This window comes from Streptomyces luteosporeus, from assembly GCF_039532865.1.
GTDB classification, from domain to species: Bacteria; Actinomycetota; Actinomycetes; order Streptomycetales; family Streptomycetaceae; genus Streptomyces; species Streptomyces luteosporeus.
Window position 1 is genome coordinate 161,392 of sequence record NZ_BAAASL010000008.1, and the last position, 17,718, is coordinate 179,109.

Below are 17,718 nucleotides of genomic sequence, written 5' to 3' on the forward strand. Positions count from 1 at the left end.
CGGCTCACTGTTCGGCGAGCGCCCGCAGCCTGCTCAGCGCCCGGTGCTGGGCGACGCGCACGGCACCGGGCGACATGCCCAGCATCTGTCCCGTCTCCTCGGCCGTCAGCCCCACGGCGACGCGCAGCAGCACGAGCTCCCGCTGGTTCTCCGGGAGGTTGGCGAGCAGTTTCTTGGCCCACTCGGCATCGCTGCTGAGCAGGGCCCTCTCCTCCGGGCCGAGCGAATCGTCCGGCTGCTCCGGCATCTCGTCGGAGGGCACGGCCGTGCTGCCCGGGTGGCGCATCGCGGCGCGCTGCAGGTCGGCGACCTTGTGGGCGGCGATGGCCACCACGAACGCCTCGAAGGGGCGGCCCGTGTCGCGGTAGCGCGGCAGGGCGCACAGCACCGCGAGGCAGACCTCCTGGGCCAGGTCGTCGACGAAGTGCCGGGCATCGCCCGGCAGGCGGGAGAGCCGCGTGCGGCAGTAGCGCAGCGCGAGCGGGTGCACGAGAGCGAGCAGGTCGTGCGTGGCCCGCCGGTCGCCCTCGGCTGCGCGGGCGACGAGCGCGCCAATGGCTGTCGTGTCGTCGTCGCGCATCGGTCCATGGTGCCGTGAAGCCGGATTCTCCGTGGCACCGCATCCATAGTTGTGCACCGAAGCGTTATGAGCGGGTGCGCCGGCGGTCATCTCCCGCACCTTCCCATCACGCCTGCCCGAGCCGTCCCCGAGGAACTCCATACCTCAAGGATGCGGCAGCGCGCGGGAAACGTGCAGCGGGCCGGGTGGCCGGGGCCTCGGGGGCGGAGCGCACGGCGCCCCGCCCCGCCCGCTCGCCCACCGGAACGGTCCGGCTCACGCCTACCGGACCAGTCCCCAGCGGAAACCGAGCGCCACGGCGTGCGCACGGTCCGAGGCGCCCAGCTTCTTGAACAGGCGCCGGGCGTGGGTCTTGACGGTGTCCTCGGAGAGGAACAGCTCGCGGCCGATCTCGGCGTTGGAGCGGCCGTGGCTCATGCCCTCCAGCACCTGGATCTCGCGCGCGGTGAGGGTGGGCGCGGCGCCCATCTCGGCGGAGCGCAGCCGGCGCGGGGCCAGCCGCCAGGTGGGGTCGGCGAGCGCCTGGGTCACGGTGGCCCGCAGCTCGGCGCGCGAGGCGTCCTTGTGCAGGTAGCCGCGGGCGCCGGCGGCGACCGCGAGCGCGACGCCGTCGAGGTCCTCGGCGACCGTGAGCATGATGATCCGGGCGCCGGGGTCGGCGGACAGCAGCCGGCGCACGGTCTCCACTCCGCCGAGCCCGGGCATGCGTACGTCCATGAGAATGAGGTCCGAGCGATCGGCGCCCCAGCGGCGGAGGACTTCCTCGCCGTTGGCCGCCGTCGTCACGCGCTCGACGCCGGGCACGGTCGCCACCGCGCGGCGGAGCGCTTCACGGGCAAGCGGGGAGTCGTCGCAGACGAGGACGGATGTCATGGCCGCCCTCCGCAGCTGATGCGCGTCACCTTGAGCCTCCAGAGGCTGGTATTGGTCGTCACCTTGTGCGGTCGACGGCGCCGGGCCCTGCCACCCGCCCGGCTGCTTCATGCGTCAACCGCCTCCGCCCTCTCAACGACGGTCACCCGAAAGAGTTACGGGCTTGGTCGGCCGTGTTCGGCACTCTACGTGAGGGCGCGGACACGGAGCAGGGCGCACGGGGGGCGCCCTGCTCGCGGGCCAAGCTATGCCCCATTTGCCCGGTCGGACCTGTTTTTCTTCCCATTTGCCAGTGTCTGTGGCTAGATTCGCAATGAGTCATATTTTCATCTGCTCACACGGCAGATGGAGAGGCAGGTACCTGCACGGTTCGCTGCGGATCGCTTCGGCGGATTCGACGATCGCTTCGAGGGGACAAGCCATGGCAGATTTCTCCCGCCTCCCCGGCCCCAACGCCGACCTGTGGGACTGGCAGCTCCTGGCCGCCTGCCGCGGAGTGGACAGCTCGCTCTTCTTCCATCCCGAGGGCGAGCGGGGAGCAGCCCGCAGCGCCCGGGAGAACTCCGCCAAGGAGGTCTGCATGCGCTGCCCGGTACGCGCCGAGTGCGCGGCGCACGCGCTGGCGGTCAGGGAGCCCTACGGCGTGTGGGGCGGCCTGACGGAGGACGAGCGCGAGGAGCTCATGGGGCGCGCACGGCACCGCCCCATCAACGCGAGCGGCGCGGGCGCGGGCGCGATGACCGCCTGAGCGCCCCCTCCGAGCGCCCCTCACCCGCCCGTCGCGGCGCGCGGCTCAGCGCGCTCCGGCCCGGCGTACGGCCGGGCGTACGGCCCGGCGCCCCACCTCGGCGCGCGACTCAGCGCCCCGCCGCGGCCACCAGACGGTCGAGCATGGCCCCGACCGCCGGCACCCGCGCGAGGTCCGGCAGCGTCAGGGCGACGATCTCGCGGTGCACGACGGGCTCGACCGGCACCGTACGAATGCCCTTGGGCCGGACCGACTCCAGGGCCAGCTCCGGCATGACCGCCACGCCCAGTCCGGCGCCCACCAGCCCGAAGACGGCCGGGTAGTCGTCCGTCGCGAAGTCGATGCGCGGCGTGAAGCCCGACTCCTCGCACACCTCCACCAGGTGCCGCCGGCACCGCGGGCAGCCGGCGATCCACGGCTCGCGCTCCAGCTCCTGCATCCCGATGCGCTCCGCGCCCGCCAGGCGGTGTCCCTCGGGCACCACGCCGATGAGGCGGTCGCTGAGCAGGGGCCGTACGACGAGGTCGTCCCACTCGGCACCGGCCGCCGGATCGGCTCCGGGCACCTGGGGGTAGCGGAAGGCCAGCGCGATCTCGCAATCGCCCTCCCGGAGCATCTGCACCGAGCGCGGCGGCTCGGCCTCGACCAGGGAGACACGGGTGCCCGGATGGGCGGCGCGCATCTCCGCGAGCGCGGTGGGCACGAGCGTGGAGCTGCCGCTGGGGAAGGACACCAGGCGCACCCGGCCGGCCCGCAGCCCCGCGATCGCCGCGATCTCCTCCTCGGCCGCGGTCAGCCCGGCAAGGATGCCGGAGGCGTGGCGCACCAGGGCCTCGCCGGCCTCGGTCAGGCGCATCTCCCGGCCGGTGCGGATCAGCAGCGGAGTGCCGGCCGACTGCTCCAGGGCCTTCATCTGCTGGCTGACGGCGGGCTGGGTGCAGCCGAGCTCACGGGCCGCGGCGGAGAAGGAACCGGTGGTGGCCACCGCGCGCAGCACCCTCAGGTGACGAGCCTCGATCATTCTTCGAGCATAAGGCCACCTTGGATCAGGAGGGAAATATCCGTTCGACGCTTTGAGCGATACCCCATAGGCTTCGGCCATGTACGTGATCTCCGTGAACGTCGGCCGGAACGGCACGCACGACCGCCCCGGCCACGAGGGCGCCTTCACCCCCGGCCTGCCCAGCGGCATCGACAAGCGGCCCGTCGACGGGCCCGTCGCCGTCACCGCGCCCGGCCCGCGGGGCGTCGGCGGCAGCGGCCTCGCCGGGGACGCGATCGCCGACCTGCGCTACCACGGCGGCGACCACCAGGCGGTGTACGCCTTCGCCCGCGAGGACCTGGACGGCTGGGAGCGCGAGCTCGGCCGCCCGCTGCCGGCGGGCTCGTTCGGGGAGAATCTGACGACCCGGGGGCTGGACGTCAACGGGGCGCGCATCGGCGAGCGTTGGCGCATAGGTACGGATCTGCTGCTGGAGGTCACCGCCCCGCGCATCCCCTGCCGGAAGTTCGCCGACTGGCTGAACGAGGCGGGCTGGGTGCGCCGCTTCACCCAGCAGGCCGCGCCGGGGGCGTACCTGCGCGTCCTGGTGCCCGGCGCCGTACGGGCGGGCGACCCCGTCACCGTCGAGCACCGCCCCGGCCACCAGGTGACGATCGCGTACGCCTTCCGCGCCCTGACCACGGAGCGGGCCCTGCTGCCCGGCCTGCTGGCGGCCGGCGAGGCGCTGCCACCGCACCTGCGCGAGAAGGCGCTGGCGTACGGCCCGGCATCCGCACCGGCTCCGGCACCGGCACCCGCACCGGCGGAAACAAGGGAAACAATGGCGCGAATGTGACGCACGGGTCGTCAGGAGGAAGCCGTGAGGCGCCCGGAGGGGCGACGGCGCCCCCGGGCGGGCAGCCGGGAGGGCGGCGCGAGCACTAACGTTCCTGTATGACGACTGCACTGATCACGGGAGCCACCGCCGGCATCGGCGCGGCCTTCGCGCGCCGGCTGGCGGCCGACGGACACAACCTGGTCATCGTGGCCCGCGACGAGAAGCGGCTGGGCGAGCAGGCGACCGAGCTGCACGACCGCCACCGCGTCGAGGTGGAGGTGCTCCGCGCCGACCTGTCGCAGGACGAGGGCATCGAGGCGGTCGAGGCACGGCTGTCCGACCGCAAGAACCCGGTGGACCTGCTGGTCAACAACGCCGGCTTCGGCAACAAGGGCCGCTACCTCGAAGTGCCCATGGCCGACGAGCTGACGATGCTCAAGGTGCACTGCGAGGCGGTGCTGCGCCTGACCTCGGCCGCCACGGCGAGCATGCGCGAGCGCCGGCGCGGTGGCGTGATCAACGTGGCCTCGGTGGCGGCGTTCGTGCCGCGCGGCACGTACGGGGCGAGCAAGGCGTGGGTCGTGCAGTTCACCCAGGGCGCCGCGCGCGACCTGGCCGGCAGCGGGGTGCGGCTGATGGCGCTGTGCCCCGGGTTCGTACGGACGGAGTTCCACCAGCGGGCCGGCATGGGCACGGAGAACGTCCCCGGCTGGCTCTGGCTGGACGCCGACAAGCTGGTGGACGCGGCGCTGAAGGACCTGGCGCGCGGCAAGGCGCTGTCCATCCCCGACCCGCGGTACAAGGCGCTGACCGGGCTGCTGAAGCTGGCCCCGCGCCGGGCGGTCTCGCGCGCCAGCGCCACGACGGGCCGCCGCTACGGGCCGAACTGAGCCCGGCCCCGCTGCGCTGCTCCTCCCGGGTGATCCGCCAGGACTAACCTGGACATATCACCCGGGACCGGGGAGGCGTGCCATGACTTTCGTGCAAGTAGTCGACTGCAGGACCCGTCACTTCGACAAGATGAACCGGCTGATGGACGACTGGATCGCGCTCACCGAGGGAAAGCGCACCGCCACCCACTCCGTCGTCGGCCGGGACCACTCCGACAGTGACCACTACATCGAGATCATCGAGTTCCCCTCGTTCGAGAAGGCGATGGAGAACTCGAACCTCCAGGAGACCGACCGGGTCTTCCAGGAGATCGTCTCCCTCTGCGAGGGCCTGCCGTCCTTCACCGACCTCGACGTCGTCCGCGACGAACAGCTGGGCAAGTCGACCGTGCGGCGGTTCTTCGAGGAGGTGGCGGTCGGCGGCGACCTCGCGCTCGTCGACGATCTCTTCGCCGACGGCTACCGCGACCATGACATCGGCAGGGCCGAGCCGATCGTCGGCCACGAGGCGATGAAGCGGAACGTCACCGACTGGCGCGACGCCTTCGACTTCCGCTTCGACCTGCACGACGAGCTCGCCGAGGGCGACCGGGTCGCCGTCCGCTGGACCTGGCACGGCAGCCACCAGGGCGACTTCATGGGCCTGCAGCCCACCGGCCAGGAGGTGCGGATGGCCGGCACCACCGTCTTCCGGCTGGAGGACGGCAGGATCGCCGAGGGCTGGTGGACCTACGACCTGCTGGGCCTGCTGCGGCAGCTGGGCGGGGTGAACCTCCAGCGCCAGGTGCCGGCCGAGGGCTGAGACGCCGGGAGCCGGGAAGCCGGAGGCCGGCGAACGCGGCCGGGGCCCGGCCTCCCCGAAGGGAGGCCGGGCCCCGGCGCGAGCGGATCCGATCCGCAGGGATCAGTGGGCGTGGCCGTGGCCGTGGCCGGCCTCCGCCTTCTCCTCTTCCTTCTTCTCGACGACCAGGGTCTCGGTCGTCAGCAGCAGGGAGGCGATGGAGGCGGCGTTCTCCAGGGCGGAGCGGGTGACCTTGACCGGGTCGATGACGCCGGCCTTCACCAGGTCGCCGTACTCGCCGGTCGCGGCGTTGAAGCCGTGGCCCTTCTCCAGCTCGGCCACCTTCGAGGTGATGACGTAGCCCTCGAGGCCGGCGTTCTCGGCGATCCAGCGCAGCGGCTCGACGACGGCGCGGCGGACGACGGCGACACCGGTGGCCTCGTCGCCCTCCTTGCCCAGGCCGCCCTCCAGCACCTTGGCGGCGTGGACCAGGGCGGAGCCACCACCGGAGACGATGCCCTCCTCGACCGCGGCGCGGGTCGCGGAGATGGCGTCCTCCAGACGGTGCTTCTTCTCCTTGAGCTCGACCTCGGTGGCCGCGCCCACGCGGATGACGCAGACGCCGCCGGCCAGCTTGGCCAGGCGCTCCTGCAGCTTCTCGCGGTCCCAGTCGGAGTCGGTGGTCTCGATCTCGGCCTTGATCTGGGCCACGCGACCGGCGACGTCCGCGCTGTTGCCGCCGCCGTCGACGATGGTGGTGTCGTCCTTGGTGACGGTCACGCGGCGGGCCGTGCCGAGCACGTCCAGACCGGCCTGGTCGAGCTTGAGGCCGACCTCCTCGGCGATGACCGTGGCACCGGTGAGGGTGGCCATGTCGCCCAGCATCGCCTTGCGGCGGTCGCCGAAGCCGGGGGCCTTGACCGCGACGGCGTTGAACGTGCCGCGGATCTTGTTGACGACCAGCGTGGACAGGGCCTCGCCCTCGACGTCCTCGGCGATGATCAGCAGCGGCTTGGAGCCACCACCCTGGATGATCTTCTCCAGCAGCGGGAGCAGGTCCTGGATGGAGGAGATCTTGCCCTGGTGGATGAGGATGTACGGGTCCTCGAGGACGGCCTCCATGCGCTCCTGGTCGGTGACCATGTAGGGCGACAGGTAACCCTTGTCGAACGCCATGCCCTCGGTGAAGTCGAGCTCCAGACCGAAGGTGTTGGACTCCTCGACGGTGATGACACCGTCCTTGCCGACCTTGTCCATCGCCTCGGCGATGAGCTCGCCGACCTGCTTGTCCTGGGCGGACAGCGCGGCGACGGCGGCGATGTCGGACTTCTCGTCGATCGGGCGCGCGGTGGCCAGCAGGTCGTCCGAGACGGCCTTGACCGCGGCGTCGATGCCCTTCTTCAGGGAGGCCGGGGAGGCGCCGGCGGCGACGTTGCGCAGGCCCTCGCGGACCAGCGCCTGGGCCAGCACGGTGGCGGTGGTGGTGCCGTCACCCGCGATGTCGTTGGTCTTGGTCGCCACCTCCTTGACCAGCTGGGCGCCCAGGTTCTCGTAGGCGTCCTCGAGCTCGACCTCACGGGCGATGGTGACGCCGTCGTTGGTGATGGTCGGGGCGCCGAACTTCTTGTCGATGACGACGTTGCGGCCCTTGGGGCCGATCGTCACCTTCACGGTGTCGGCGAGCTTGTTGACGCCGCGCTCGAGCGCGCGACGGGCGTCCTCGTCGAACTTCAGGGTCTTGGCCATGGGTTACGTATCCTCGCGATCTCTCAACGAACTGCGCCCCGGGCGCCCGGCTGAATGGGCGCGGGAGCCAGGGGCGCAGACGTGTTGCTGGTGAATTACTTCTCGATGATCGCGAGCACGTCGCGAGCCGAGAGGACGAGGTACTCGTCGCCGTTGTACTTCACCTCGGTGCCGCCGTACTTGCTGTACAGAACGACGTCGCCGACCTTCACGTCGAGCGGGAGGCGCTCGCCGTTCTCGAAGCGGCCCGGGCCCACGGCCAGGACGGCGCCCTCCTGGGGCTTCTCCTTGGCGGTGTCCGGAATGACCAGGCCGGAGGCCGTGGTCTGCTCGGCGTCGAGCGGCTGGACCACGATGCGGTCCTCGAGCGGCTTGATGGCAACCTTGGAGCTGGCGGTCGTCACGATCCGACCTCCCCCTTCGGAGATCTCACGGGGTTAACTGTCTGAGGTGGCGACCAGGTCGATCCGTCGTCGCGGGTGCCGGACCTGCCCGTCGCTGCGTTTGGCACTCGCCGGTGGAGAGTGCCAACGGAGCCGAGACTATGACGCGGTTAGCACTCGGTCAAGCGGAGTGCCAATTCGCCTGCGGCGAGCCGCACCCTACCCACCGGGCGGTGGGTGTACTCCTGGGCAAGGCCACCGCGAGCCGTCCGGCCCGGCGGCGGGCAACTCCCGTGCGCGCCGGGCGCGGCCTCAGACGTAGTCCTCCAGGCGGCCCACCGTGTAGCCCTGGCGCTCGATGCTGCGCAGCATGTTCGTGACCATCTGCGTCATCGTCGTCCCCTTCAGCTCCTGCGGCCCGCGGAAGTGCGCCAGCACGATGTCGCCCGGCCGCAGCCCGTCCGCCGCCGCGTAGCGCATGTCGTTGATCTGCATCGTGGCCTCCCACAGGACGACCGCCCGCACCCCGCACGCCCTCGCCGCCGCGAGCGTGGCGTCGTTGTAGTTGCCGTACGGCGGCCGGAACAGCGCAGGCCGCTCGCCGAATCGTTTCTGCAGCGTCTCCTGCTGCGTGCAGATCTCCTTCTTCTGCGCCTCCGCCGACAGGGTGCGCAGGTTCGGGTGGTCGATCGTGTGGTTGTCCACGCCGTTGCGCACGTCCCCGCCCGGAGCGTCGCGCAGCTGCTCGAAGTAGCCGTAGCCCTGACCCGTGCGGGCGACGCTGTCCGTCAGGAACATCGTGAACGGCAGCTTCAGGTCCTTGGCCATCTTCACGAACTGCGGATCCTTCTCGGCCCCGTCGTCGAAGGTCAGGAAGACGACCTTGTCCTGGGTGGGGATGCGCTGCACGATCTTCGGAGCGTCCCCCTCCCTCATCCCGTCCGTGATCTTCTTCGCGGGCGGCGCCGGCGGGGCGGACAGCGGCCGCTCCAGCCCCCAGCGCCGGTACGCGGCGGCGTCGGGCGCCGACTCGCCCTTCCCCGGGTGCGGCGTCCCGGTGACAGCCGAGGGAGTCGAGGAGGCCGAGGGGGAACCCGACGGACGCGCCGCGCTCCCCGACCCCGCCGAGGAACACCCGGCTATCAGCATCAGAACGGCAGAACCAGCGGCAGCAGCGGCGGCGGCACGTCGGCGGCCGGAAAAGAAGGGGCTCACGCTGACGATTCTTGTCCACGGGTTCGATCACTGCGAGTGGGGAGTCCCCGGGCAGCGGGCCCCTGCCGTCCTCTGCCGTCCCCGCAGCCGCGATCACGCGCGCGACCAGCGCATGGCGCCGGGGTACGTTGGAGCACGTGCCCGCACCGAACGCCGAGACCGCCCCCGGGACCAGCCCCGAGGCCGACGTCTTCGCCGCCCTCCTCACCGACGAGGGCCGCCGCCTGCTGGACGACCTGCGGGACTACGACCCGGCCCGGGAGCTCGCCACCGCCACCCGGCTGCGCCGCGAGCACCGCGCCGAGCTGGTCTCCGCCGCCCTCGGGCAGGCCCGTCTGCGGCAGCGCGCGGTCGCGAAGTTCGGCGCGGCCGACGCGCACCGCATGTTCTTCACCCCCAACGGCGTCGAACAGGCCACCCGCGCCTCCGTCGCCGCCCACCGCGCCCGTCGCTTCGCCGCCCTCGGCGTACGCCGCCTCGCCGACCTGTGCTGCGGCAACGGCGGGGACGCCATCGCCCTCGCCCGCGCCGGCATCGCCGTCCTGGCCGTCGACCGCGACCCGCTCACGGCCGCGGTCGCCCGCGCCAACGCCGAGGCCCTCGGCCTCGCCGACCTCATCGAGGTCCGCTGCGCCGACGTCACCGACGTCGACACCTCCGGCTACGACGCCGTCTTCGTCGACCCCGCCCGCCGCGGCGGCCGCGGCCGCATCTTCGACCCGGAGGCATACTCCCCGCCCCTGTCCTGGGCGATCGACGCCGCCCGCAGCGCCCCGCACGCCGCCCTGAAGATCGCTCCCGGCATCCCCCACGAGGCCGTCCCGGACGACGCCGAGGCCGAGTGGATCTCCGACGGCGGTGACGTCAAGGAGGCCGTCCTGTGGTTCGGCACCGGGCCCGGCACCCGGCGCGCCACCCTCCTGCCCGCCGGCACCCACCTGACCGGCGCCGACCTCCCCGACCCCGCCGTGCGCCCCGTGGGCCGCTACCTCTACGAACCGGACGGCGCCGTCATCCGCGCCCACCTCGTCGCGGACGTGGCGGCAGCGCTGTCCGACGACGCCGGCCTGATCGACGGCACCATCGCCTACGTCACCAGCGACGAACTGCACCCGACCCCGTACGCCACGGCGTACGAGATCACGGACGTCCTGCCCTTCAACCTCAAGAAACTCAAGGCCCTCGTCCGCGAACGCGGCATCGGCATCGCCGTCATCAAGAAGCGCGGCTCCGCCGTCGAACCCGAGGAGCTCCGCAAGAAGCTCAAGCTCGACGGCCCCCACTCCTGCGTCATCATCCTCACCCGCGCCGCGGGCGCACCGGTGATGCTGCTGGGACAGCCGGCGGCCTGAGGCAGGCGGCCCGGGGCGGCACCGGTGGCACCACCTGGCGCCACATGGCACCAGGTGGCGCCACATGGCACCCCTTGGCGCCACCCGTCACCACCCCGACTCCCCGACATTTCCGCAGGTCAACGCGGGCGCCAACGAAAGTCGACCCCTGTGACACCACGGGGGCTTGCGGATGGCGCCACGATGATGCCATCATGGCGTCATGGACCTCACCCCGTATGTCGACACCCTCCGTCGCGAGCTCGCGGTGGCCGCCGAAGCCGGCGGGGAGGACGCCCGTGAGCTGGCGGAGCGGCTGACCGCCCCCCTGGAGTCGGCGACCCGCCTGACCATGCTCAACGTGCTCTCCGCCGCGATGGACGAGATCACCCGCGAGCTGGCTCCCGGCTCGGTCGACGTACGGCTGCGCGGCCTCGACCCCGACTTCGTCGTCACTCTGCCGCCGGCCGACGCGGGCTCCCCGCAGGTGTCCGCCGCCCCGGCGGATCTGCTGGCGGCGCACGTGCCCGCCGAGGGCGACGAGGGCGGCACCGCCCGCGTCAACCTGCGCCTGCCGGCCCACCTCAAGGCGCGCGCCGAGGAGGCCGCGAGCCGCGAGGGCCTGTCGGTCAACGCCTGGCTGGTACGGGCCGTGTCGGCCGCCGTCGACGGCGGCACCCGGCCGCGTACGCCGCAGAAGACGCGCACCGTCGGACAGAGCATCACCGGCTGGGTGCGCTGACCCGCACCCGCCCCGCTCCACCCACACCACGTCCCACCAGCGGGGACGCTCCCACGACCCAAGAGGACGGCACAGCCATGCCTTCTTTCGACACTCCTGCACCGATCTCGGTCACCGCGCACGTGGAGGCCGGTTCCCTTCGCTTCGCCGCGAGCGACCGCCCCGACACCGTCGTCGAGGTGCGGCCCCGCGACCCGAAGAAGGACCTGGACGTGCGGGCGGCCGACCAGACCGAGGTCACGTACGCGAACGGCGCGCTGACCGTCAGGACGCCCAAGGCGCGCTACCTCGTCGGCCGCACCGGCACCGTCGACGTGACGGTGGAACTGCCCACGGCCTCGCGCGTGGACATGACCGGCGCCTGGGCCCAGGTGCTCGGCGAGGGCCGGCTCGGCGAGGTCCGGGTGAAGACCTCGTCCGGCGACGTCCGCCTCGACACGACCGGCCCGCTGCACCTGAAGGCGTCGCACGGCTCGATCACCGTCGACCGCATCGAGGGCGCGGCCGAGATCACCACCAGCACCGGCAGCCTGCGCGTCGGCTTCGTCGACGGCTCCGCCGTCCTGAAGAACTCGCACGGCACCACGCTCGTCGACACCGCGACCGGCGAGCTGCGGGTGAGCAACGCCAACGGCGACATCGACGTCCGCCGCGCCGGGGGCTCGGTCACCGCCACCACCGCCCACGGCACCGTCCGCGTGGGCGAAGTGCGGCGCGGCACCGTCCAGTTGGAGACCGCCTACGGCGCCATCGAGGTCGGCGTCCGCGAGGGCACCGCCGCCTGGCTCGACGTCAGCTCGGGCGCCGGCCAGGTGCGCAACGCGCTCACCGCGTCCGAGGCCCCGGAGAAGAGCGAGGACACCGTCGAGGTCCGCGCCCGTACCCGGTACGGCAACATCGACATCCTCCGCGCCCGGGTCTGACCCTCCGCCCCTCCCCCACCCCCTGCCACTCCAGCCTTCGACATGGGAGGACCCATGCCGTCTCCTGTCATGCCCACCTCAACACGCTCCGCGATGCCGCCCGCGATCTCCGCCACCGGCCTGCGCAAGTCCTACGGCGACAAGCTCGTCCTCGACGGGATCGACCTGCACGTCCCGGCGGGCAGCGTCTTCGCGCTGCTCGGCCCGAACGGCGCCGGCAAGACCACCGCCGTCAAGATCCTGTCCACCCTCGTCACCGCCGACGGCGGGCAGGCCCGCATCGCCGGCCACGACCTCGCCACCGAGTCCCAGGCGGTCCGCGCCGCCATCGGCGTCACCGGCCAGTTCTCCGCCGTCGACAACCTGATCACCGGCGAGGAGAACATGCTGCTCATGGCGGACCTGCACCACCTCTCCCGCCGCGAGGGCCGCCGCACCGCCGCCGAACTGCTGGAGCGCTTCGACCTCGCCGACGCCGCGAAGAAGCCGGCCTCCACCTACTCCGGCGGCATGAGGCGCCGCCTCGACATCGCCATGACGCTCGTCGGCGACCCGCGCATCATCTTCCTCGACGAGCCGACCACCGGCCTCGACCCGCGCTCCCGCCACACCATGTGGGGCATCGTCCGCGAGCTGGTCGCCGGCGGCGTCACCGTCTTCCTCACCACGCAGTACCTGGACGAGGCCGACGACCTCGCCGACCGCATCGCGGTGCTCCACGACGGCCGGATCGCCGCCGAGGGCACCGCCGGGGAGCTCAAGCGGCTCGTCCCCGGCGGGCACGTCCGCCTCCGCTTCACCGACCCGGCCGCGTACCGCTGCGCCGCCCTCGCCCTGCGCGAGGCCGCCCGCGACGACGAGGCCCTCAGCCTCCGGATCCCCAGCGACGGCAGCCAGCGCGAGCTGCGCTCGATCCTCGACTGGCTGGACGCGGCCGGCGTCCAGGCGGACGAGCTGACCGTGCACACCCCCGACCTCGACGACGTGTTCTTCGCCCTGACCGGCGGCGCCGGCGTCCCCCACCCGTCCGAGGAGACCGTCCGATGAGCTCTCTCTCCCTCGCCGTGCGCGACTCGTCCACGATGCTGCGGCGCAACCTCCTGCACGCCCGGCGCTACCCGTCCATGACCCTGAACCTGCTGCTCACCCCGATCATGCTGCTGTTGCTCTTCGTCTACGTCTTCGGGGACGTGATGAGCGCGGGCATCGGTGGCGGCGGCGCGAACCGCTCCGCGTACATCGCCTATCTCGTCCCCGGCATCCTGCTGATGACCATCGGCGGCACCGTCGTCGGGACCGCGGTGTCCGTCTCCAACGACATGACCGAGGGCGTCATCGCCCGCTTCCGCACGATGCCGATCCACCGCGGTGCGGTGCTCGTCGGGCACGTCGCCGGCAGCGTGCTGCAGTCGGTCCTCAGCGTGGTCCTCGTCGGCGCCGTCGCCGTGGCCATCGGCTTCCGGTCCCATCACGCCGGCGTCCTTGAGTGGCTGGCGGCGTTCGGGCTTCTCGTCCTCTTCGCCCTGGCACTCACCTGGATCGCGGTCGGCATGGGCCTGATCAGCCCGAACGCCGAGGCCGCCAGCAACAACGCGCTGCCGATGATCCTGCTGCCGCTGCTGTCCAGTGCCTTCGTCCCGGTCGACGCGATGCCCGGCTGGTTCCGGCCGTTCGCCGAGTACCAGCCGTTCACGCCGGCCATCGAAACCCTGCGGGGGCTGCTGCTCGGCGGCGGGATCGGCAACAACGGATGGCTGGCCGCCGCCTGGTGCCTGGCCCTGACCGTGCTCGGCTACTTCTGGTCGACGGCGAAGTTCAACCGCGATCCGAAGTGATGGCCCGCTCCAGCAGGCCGTGCAGGACGCCCTGCTCCTCGGGCGAGAGGCCGGCCAGCGGGGAGCCCTCGGCGAGGAGTGCGCGGAGGCGTTCGCGCAGTGCGGTGCCCTCGGCGGTGAGGACGAGGTGCTTCGCGCGGCGGTCGACGGGGTGCGGACGGCGTTCGACGAGGTTCTGCTTCTCCAGCTTGTCGACGACGAAGGTGGCGTTGGAGGGCTCGCAGCACATCCGTTCGGCGAGCTCCCGCATGGTCATCGGCCCGGTCATCTCCCGCAGAGCGGTGGCCTGGGGCGCGGTGAGCCCCAGGACGGCGGCGCGCTCCCGTACGTGGTCCGCGATCCGCTGGGCCAGCCCGTTCACCAGACCGCACAGCTGCCGCTCGGCGATGGCCTGCGACTCCGGTGACGTCGTCATACCGCCAGCCTACCAAGTGCATCAAGCCAACATATTTATAGCTTGAATGATTCGAGCTTGATGCTTATGGTGGGCGCCGTCGCCGAAAGACCCACCGGCCGAAAGGCCCCACCGGTCGCGAGACCCCTCGAAGGAGAACCCATGGCTGACGTGACGACGGATCAGGGCGAACGACTGCGCCGCCCCTCGGGCATCCGTTCGATACGGCTCGGCGAGCTGAAGGTGTCGTACGTACCGGACGGCGACGCACGGCTCCGGCCGCTGCAGGTGCTCCCGGACACCACCGACGAGGTATGGGCCGCGCACCCGGAGTACCTCGACGCCGCGGGACACCTCGTGGTGAGCGTCGGCGCCCTGCTCGTGGAGCACGGCGACCGCGCGCTGCTGATCGACACGGGCATCGGCCCCCAGACGCTCCAGGTTCCCGACGGCCCGCTCGCCACGATCCGCGGCGGCGCGCTCCCGCAGAGCCTGGCCGAGCTCGGCCGCGCCCCCGAGGACGTCGAAGCCGTGGCCTTCACCCACCTCCACGCCGACCACCTGGGCTGGGCCTGCGAGCCCACGTTCGCCCACGCCGACTACCTGATCTCCGAGCCGGAGTGGGAGGGGCGCGACATCCTGGCGGCCCAGGGCATGACCGAGCAGGTCGCCGCCCTCGCGCCGCACGTCCGTACGATCGCCGACGGGCAGGAGATCTTCCCCGGCGTCCGCGTACGGATCACCCCCGGCCACACCGTCGGGCACGCCGAGTACGTCATCACCGGGGGCGGCCGGCGGCTGATCGCCTTCGGCGACGCCATGCACTCGCCGATCCAGGCCGACCACCCCGAGTGGTCCGCGGGCTTCGACCACGACACCGCCCGCACCGCCGACCACCGCCACCGCCTCGTCGCCGAGCTCGCGGAGCCCGGCACGATCGGCTTCGGCGTCCACTTCGCCGACGTGGTCTTCGGCCACGTCCGGCCCGGCGGGACGGGCCCGGCCTGGCGGCCGGTGGACGCCTGAGCCGGGCGCTGTCGCCGGGCGCTGCCGGGCGCTACGCCGATGACGCCTGCGGGGAGCGCCCGGCAGCCGCCGGGGGGAGGGCGAGAAGGACCAGCAGCCCGAAGGCGACGGCCGCGGACAGCGTGCGGGCGTCGTTGAACAGTTCCCAGCGGCGCAGGACGTCCACGTAGCCGGCCGGTGGCGCGGTGGCGGCCCACTGCTTGATGCGGCCGTTGATGGGCACGTTCCCGAACCGCGTGATCAGGAACGACGCGATCACAAGGGCTCCCGCCGCCCCGGCGAGGGCGCGTGCCCGGCCGCGTTCGGCGACGGCCAGGGCGAGGGTGCTCAGGGCCGAGACGGCCATCGCGCTCTGCATGGTGATGCCGTTCTTCGCCATCAGGGCCGTGTGGAAGTCGAGTCGCATGCCGATCGGCACGACATCGAACGTCGGGACGAGGTTGGCGGCTCCGTAGGCGAAGGCGCCGGCCAGCAGCCCGGTGGAGAACAGCGAGAGTGCCTGCAGGAGCCGGGTGCGCGCGGTCGTCGTCACGGCTCTCACCGGCCGGTGCACGTGAAGCGGCCGCTCGGCTCGCCCTGCAGGCGGCCGTACGGGAGCCTGCGGCCGAAGGCGAGCAGGAGCAGATCCTGGGCGGCGCCGTACACCGGGGCGCCGGAACCGTAGGACCAGTCCATGTCCTCGGCGCACAGCCGCACTCCGCGGAGGTCGACGCCGAAGAACTTCAGGCCGCGGGGCTTGATGTCGTCGAGCAGGACGCGCAGCCGGTCCTCGGGGACGCGCCGTTCGAGTCCGAGGGCGACGGTGACGTCCAGTCCGTGCACCACGTCATGGCCGAGGGCCCCGACGAACCCGCCGACCGGTGGCGTCCAGGGGTGGTGGGCGTTGTCCCGCAGAAAGGCGCTGAGCGCGTCAGTGGAGTGGGCGGCCGCGTCCCTGCGGGCGACGCGGTCGGTCATGCGGTGCAGATTCCCGCGCGCCTTGACCAGCTCGCCCAGGGTGACGGGCAGGGAGAGCCGGAACCCCATCGACATGTGGGCGACGACCTCGCGGACCCGCCACCCCTCGCACAGGCTGGGCGCGTTCCACGCATCGGTCTGCAGGCCGTCGAAGAGGTCGGCCAGCTCCCGGCGTTCCGCCGCGATGGCGGCCTTGATGACCGTGATGTCGGTCGCGTTGTGCATGTGATCAAGCGTGCGGGCGGCCGATCCATATTTCCAATAGACAGTTGTGCTGCCATCTAGCATTGCTGCTTATGGAACTCCGCCAGCTGCGCTACTTCGTCACCGTCGTCGAAGAGGGCGGTTTCACGCGCGCAGCCGCCCGCCTGCACCTCGCCCAGCCGGGCCTGAGCGCGCAGATCCGCCAGCTGGAAAAGGAGCTGGGGCAGCCGCTGCTCGACCGCTCCCACCGTTCGGTGACCCTGACCGAGACGGGCCGGGCCGTCCTGCCGTACGCCCGGGCCGCGCTGGCAGCCGCCGATGCGGTACGGCAGACGGCCGACGCGTTCACGGGGCTGCTGCGCGGCCGCGTCTCCCTCGGCCTCGTCTCAGGGGCCACGGGCCACGCGTTCGACATCGCCTCGCTCCTCGCCGACTTCCACGACGCCCACCCCGCGCTGGAAGTCGCCCTCACCGAGGACACCTCGGAGCGGATGCAGGCCGCACTCCTCGCCGGCGAGCTCGACATCGCCCTCCTCGGACCCACCGACGAGGTGCCCCCGCCCGGCCTGTCCCTCCACACCGTCATCGACGTTCCCCTGGCCGTCGTCGCCGCGCCCGGGGACCCGCTCCTCGCCCCCGCCGGCCGTACGAGCGTCCCCCTCGCCGAACTGCGCGACCGCGCGCTGATCTGCCTGCCGCGCGGCACCGGGGTGCGCGCCGCACTCGAACGCGCCTGCGCGGAGGCGGGCTTCCGGCCCCGCGTCGCCTTCGAGGCGGCAGCGCCGCGGGTGCTCGCCCAGCTCGCCGCCCGCGGCCTGGGCGTCGCGGTGCTGCCGGCGGGCGAGGGCGAGGGCAAGGGCGAGGGCGAGGGCGACGGCCCGGCTCCGGGGGATGGCGGGCCCCTGCGGACCCTGACCATCACCCAACCCGCGATTCGCGCGCGCATCGCCCTCGCCTGGCGGGCCACCGGCCCCGCGAGCCCCGCAGCCCGAGCACTCCTCGACCGGCTCCGCGAGGCCCTGCCGACGATCAGCGTGATCCACGGCGCCCCGTAAGGGGCGCGGGGCAGTGTCGATGTGCGGCTACGCCGCGTGGGCGCGACAAGCCACGACGCGCCCGCAGACGGAGTGCCGGGCTGAGCCCGGGCCCCGAGGTGGTGCGTCGGCTGCGGGCCGTCGGTGGCCGATCGCGCCCACGCGGCGGCAGCCGCAGATCGGCACTGCCCCGCGCCCCTGACGGGGCGCTGCATGATCCGCCGGACACGCCCTGG

General features: G+C 72.5%; 20 protein-coding genes. 11 read left to right on the top strand and 9 right to left on the bottom strand.

Features of this window, described 5'->3' with window-relative positions:
- Nucleotides 1-4 precede the first annotated feature (4 nt).
- Both ABD361_RS12500 and ABD361_RS12505 read right to left on the bottom strand, forming a co-directional pair.
- Nucleotides 5-580, bottom strand: a complete 576-nt coding sequence (locus ABD361_RS12500) for a sigma-70 family RNA polymerase sigma factor (RefSeq protein WP_344435112.1) — start codon at nucleotides 578-580, stop codon at nucleotides 5-7.
- Between the two features lie 261 nt (nucleotides 581-841).
- Nucleotides 842-1,453 carry a response regulator transcription factor gene (locus tag ABD361_RS12505; RefSeq protein ID WP_003948568.1) on the bottom strand — a complete coding sequence of 204 codons (612 nt, stop codon included), beginning with the start codon at nucleotides 1,451-1,453 and terminating at the stop codon, nucleotides 842-844.
- A 421-nt stretch (nucleotides 1,454-1,874) separates the two neighbouring features.
- On the opposite strand from ABD361_RS12505, the gene ABD361_RS12510 reads away from it, so the two are divergent.
- Nucleotides 1,875-2,201: a WhiB family transcriptional regulator gene (locus tag ABD361_RS12510; protein ID WP_344435113.1), complete on the top strand. Its 327-nt coding sequence runs from the start codon at nucleotides 1,875-1,877 to the stop codon at nucleotides 2,199-2,201.
- Nucleotides 2,202-2,310: 109 nt separating this feature from the next.
- Here the strand turns inward: ABD361_RS12510 and ABD361_RS12515 are convergent, their stop codons facing one another.
- On the bottom strand, nucleotides 2,311-3,222 hold the full coding sequence (locus ABD361_RS12515) for a LysR family transcriptional regulator (RefSeq protein WP_344435114.1): 912 nt from the start codon (nucleotides 3,220-3,222) through the stop codon (nucleotides 2,311-2,313).
- A gap of 79 nt (nucleotides 3,223-3,301) precedes the next feature.
- Here ABD361_RS12515 and ABD361_RS12520 point away from each other — a divergent pair, with 79 nt between their 5' ends.
- The 3 genes from ABD361_RS12520 (at nucleotide 3,302) to ABD361_RS12530 (ending at nucleotide 5,713) form a co-directional block, all read left to right on the top strand.
- Nucleotides 3,302-4,039, top strand: coding sequence for an MOSC domain-containing protein (locus tag ABD361_RS12520; RefSeq protein ID WP_344435115.1), 738 nt, complete (start codon nucleotides 3,302-3,304; stop codon nucleotides 4,037-4,039).
- A gap of 98 nt (nucleotides 4,040-4,137) precedes the next feature.
- Nucleotides 4,138-4,911, top strand: coding sequence for an SDR family NAD(P)-dependent oxidoreductase (locus ABD361_RS12525; protein WP_344435116.1), 774 nt, complete (start codon nucleotides 4,138-4,140; stop codon nucleotides 4,909-4,911).
- An 82-nt stretch (nucleotides 4,912-4,993) separates the two neighbouring features.
- Nucleotides 4,994-5,713, top strand: a complete 720-nt coding sequence (locus ABD361_RS12530; RefSeq protein WP_344435117.1) for an ester cyclase — start codon at nucleotides 4,994-4,996, stop codon at nucleotides 5,711-5,713.
- Nucleotides 5,714-5,815: 102 nt separating this feature from the next.
- Here ABD361_RS12530 and groL read toward each other — a convergent pair whose 3' ends face one another.
- From groL to ABD361_RS12545, 3 genes are all read right to left on the bottom strand, one after another.
- Complete coding sequence (groL, locus tag ABD361_RS12535) at nucleotides 5,816-7,438, bottom strand: chaperonin GroEL (RefSeq protein ID WP_344435119.1); 1,623 nt, start codon at nucleotides 7,436-7,438, stop codon at nucleotides 5,816-5,818.
- Between the two features lie 95 nt (nucleotides 7,439-7,533).
- Nucleotides 7,534-7,842 (bottom strand): co-chaperone GroES, encoded by a 309-nt coding sequence (gene groES, locus ABD361_RS12540; RefSeq protein WP_004955293.1) that lies wholly within the window; start codon nucleotides 7,840-7,842, stop codon nucleotides 7,534-7,536.
- Nucleotides 7,843-8,133: 291 nt separating this feature from the next.
- Complete coding sequence (locus ABD361_RS12545; RefSeq protein ID WP_344435120.1) at nucleotides 8,134-8,757, bottom strand: polysaccharide deacetylase family protein; 624 nt, start codon at nucleotides 8,755-8,757, stop codon at nucleotides 8,134-8,136.
- A 416-nt stretch (nucleotides 8,758-9,173) separates the two neighbouring features.
- Between ABD361_RS12545 and ABD361_RS12550 the strand changes: the two genes are divergently transcribed.
- The 5 genes from ABD361_RS12550 to ABD361_RS12570 all read left to right on the top strand — a co-directional run bounded on the left by ABD361_RS12550 (nucleotide 9,174) and on the right by ABD361_RS12570 (nucleotide 13,867).
- Nucleotides 9,174-10,388, top strand: a complete 1,215-nt coding sequence (locus tag ABD361_RS12550) for a class I SAM-dependent methyltransferase (RefSeq protein ID WP_344435122.1) — start codon at nucleotides 9,174-9,176, stop codon at nucleotides 10,386-10,388.
- 202 nt (nucleotides 10,389-10,590) lie between these two features.
- Nucleotides 10,591-11,109, top strand: coding sequence for a hypothetical protein (locus ABD361_RS12555; protein WP_344435123.1), 519 nt, complete (start codon nucleotides 10,591-10,593; stop codon nucleotides 11,107-11,109).
- A gap of 77 nt (nucleotides 11,110-11,186) precedes the next feature.
- Complete coding sequence (locus tag ABD361_RS12560) at nucleotides 11,187-12,032, top strand: DUF4097 family beta strand repeat-containing protein (RefSeq protein WP_344435124.1); 846 nt, start codon at nucleotides 11,187-11,189, stop codon at nucleotides 12,030-12,032.
- A 69-nt stretch (nucleotides 12,033-12,101) separates the two neighbouring features.
- Nucleotides 12,102-13,079 (top strand): ATP-binding cassette domain-containing protein, encoded by a 978-nt coding sequence (locus ABD361_RS12565; RefSeq protein WP_344435126.1) that lies wholly within the window; start codon nucleotides 12,102-12,104, stop codon nucleotides 13,077-13,079.
- Nucleotides 13,076-13,867 carry an ABC transporter permease gene (locus ABD361_RS12570; RefSeq protein WP_344435127.1) on the top strand — a complete coding sequence of 264 codons (792 nt, stop codon included), beginning with the start codon at nucleotides 13,076-13,078 and terminating at the stop codon, nucleotides 13,865-13,867. The genes ABD361_RS12565 and ABD361_RS12570 overlap by 4 nt, the downstream gene beginning before the upstream one ends.
- On the opposite strand, the gene ABD361_RS12575 is transcribed toward ABD361_RS12570, so the two are convergent.
- On the bottom strand, nucleotides 13,848-14,282 hold the full coding sequence (locus tag ABD361_RS12575; RefSeq protein WP_344435128.1) for a MarR family winged helix-turn-helix transcriptional regulator: 435 nt from the start codon (nucleotides 14,280-14,282) through the stop codon (nucleotides 13,848-13,850). The genes ABD361_RS12570 and ABD361_RS12575 overlap by 20 nt on opposite strands.
- A gap of 141 nt (nucleotides 14,283-14,423) precedes the next feature.
- On the opposite strand from ABD361_RS12575, the gene ABD361_RS12580 reads away from it, so the two are divergent.
- Nucleotides 14,424-15,287 (top strand): MBL fold metallo-hydrolase, encoded by an 864-nt coding sequence (locus ABD361_RS12580; protein WP_344435129.1) that lies wholly within the window; start codon nucleotides 14,424-14,426, stop codon nucleotides 15,285-15,287.
- A 31-nt stretch (nucleotides 15,288-15,318) separates the two neighbouring features.
- On the opposite strand, the gene ABD361_RS12585 is transcribed toward ABD361_RS12580, so the two are convergent.
- Both ABD361_RS12585 and ABD361_RS12590 read right to left on the bottom strand, forming a co-directional pair.
- On the bottom strand, nucleotides 15,319-15,819 hold the full coding sequence (locus ABD361_RS12585) for an anthrone oxygenase family protein (RefSeq protein WP_344435130.1): 501 nt from the start codon (nucleotides 15,817-15,819) through the stop codon (nucleotides 15,319-15,321).
- Between the two features lie 5 nt (nucleotides 15,820-15,824).
- On the bottom strand, nucleotides 15,825-16,469 hold the full coding sequence (locus tag ABD361_RS12590) for a maleylpyruvate isomerase family mycothiol-dependent enzyme (RefSeq protein ID WP_344435131.1): 645 nt from the start codon (nucleotides 16,467-16,469) through the stop codon (nucleotides 15,825-15,827).
- Between the two features lie 71 nt (nucleotides 16,470-16,540).
- Here ABD361_RS12590 and ABD361_RS12595 point away from each other — a divergent pair, with 71 nt between their 5' ends.
- Nucleotides 16,541-17,503, top strand: coding sequence for a LysR family transcriptional regulator (locus ABD361_RS12595; RefSeq protein WP_344435132.1), 963 nt, complete (start codon nucleotides 16,541-16,543; stop codon nucleotides 17,501-17,503).
- Nucleotides 17,504-17,718: the final 215 nt, after the last annotated feature.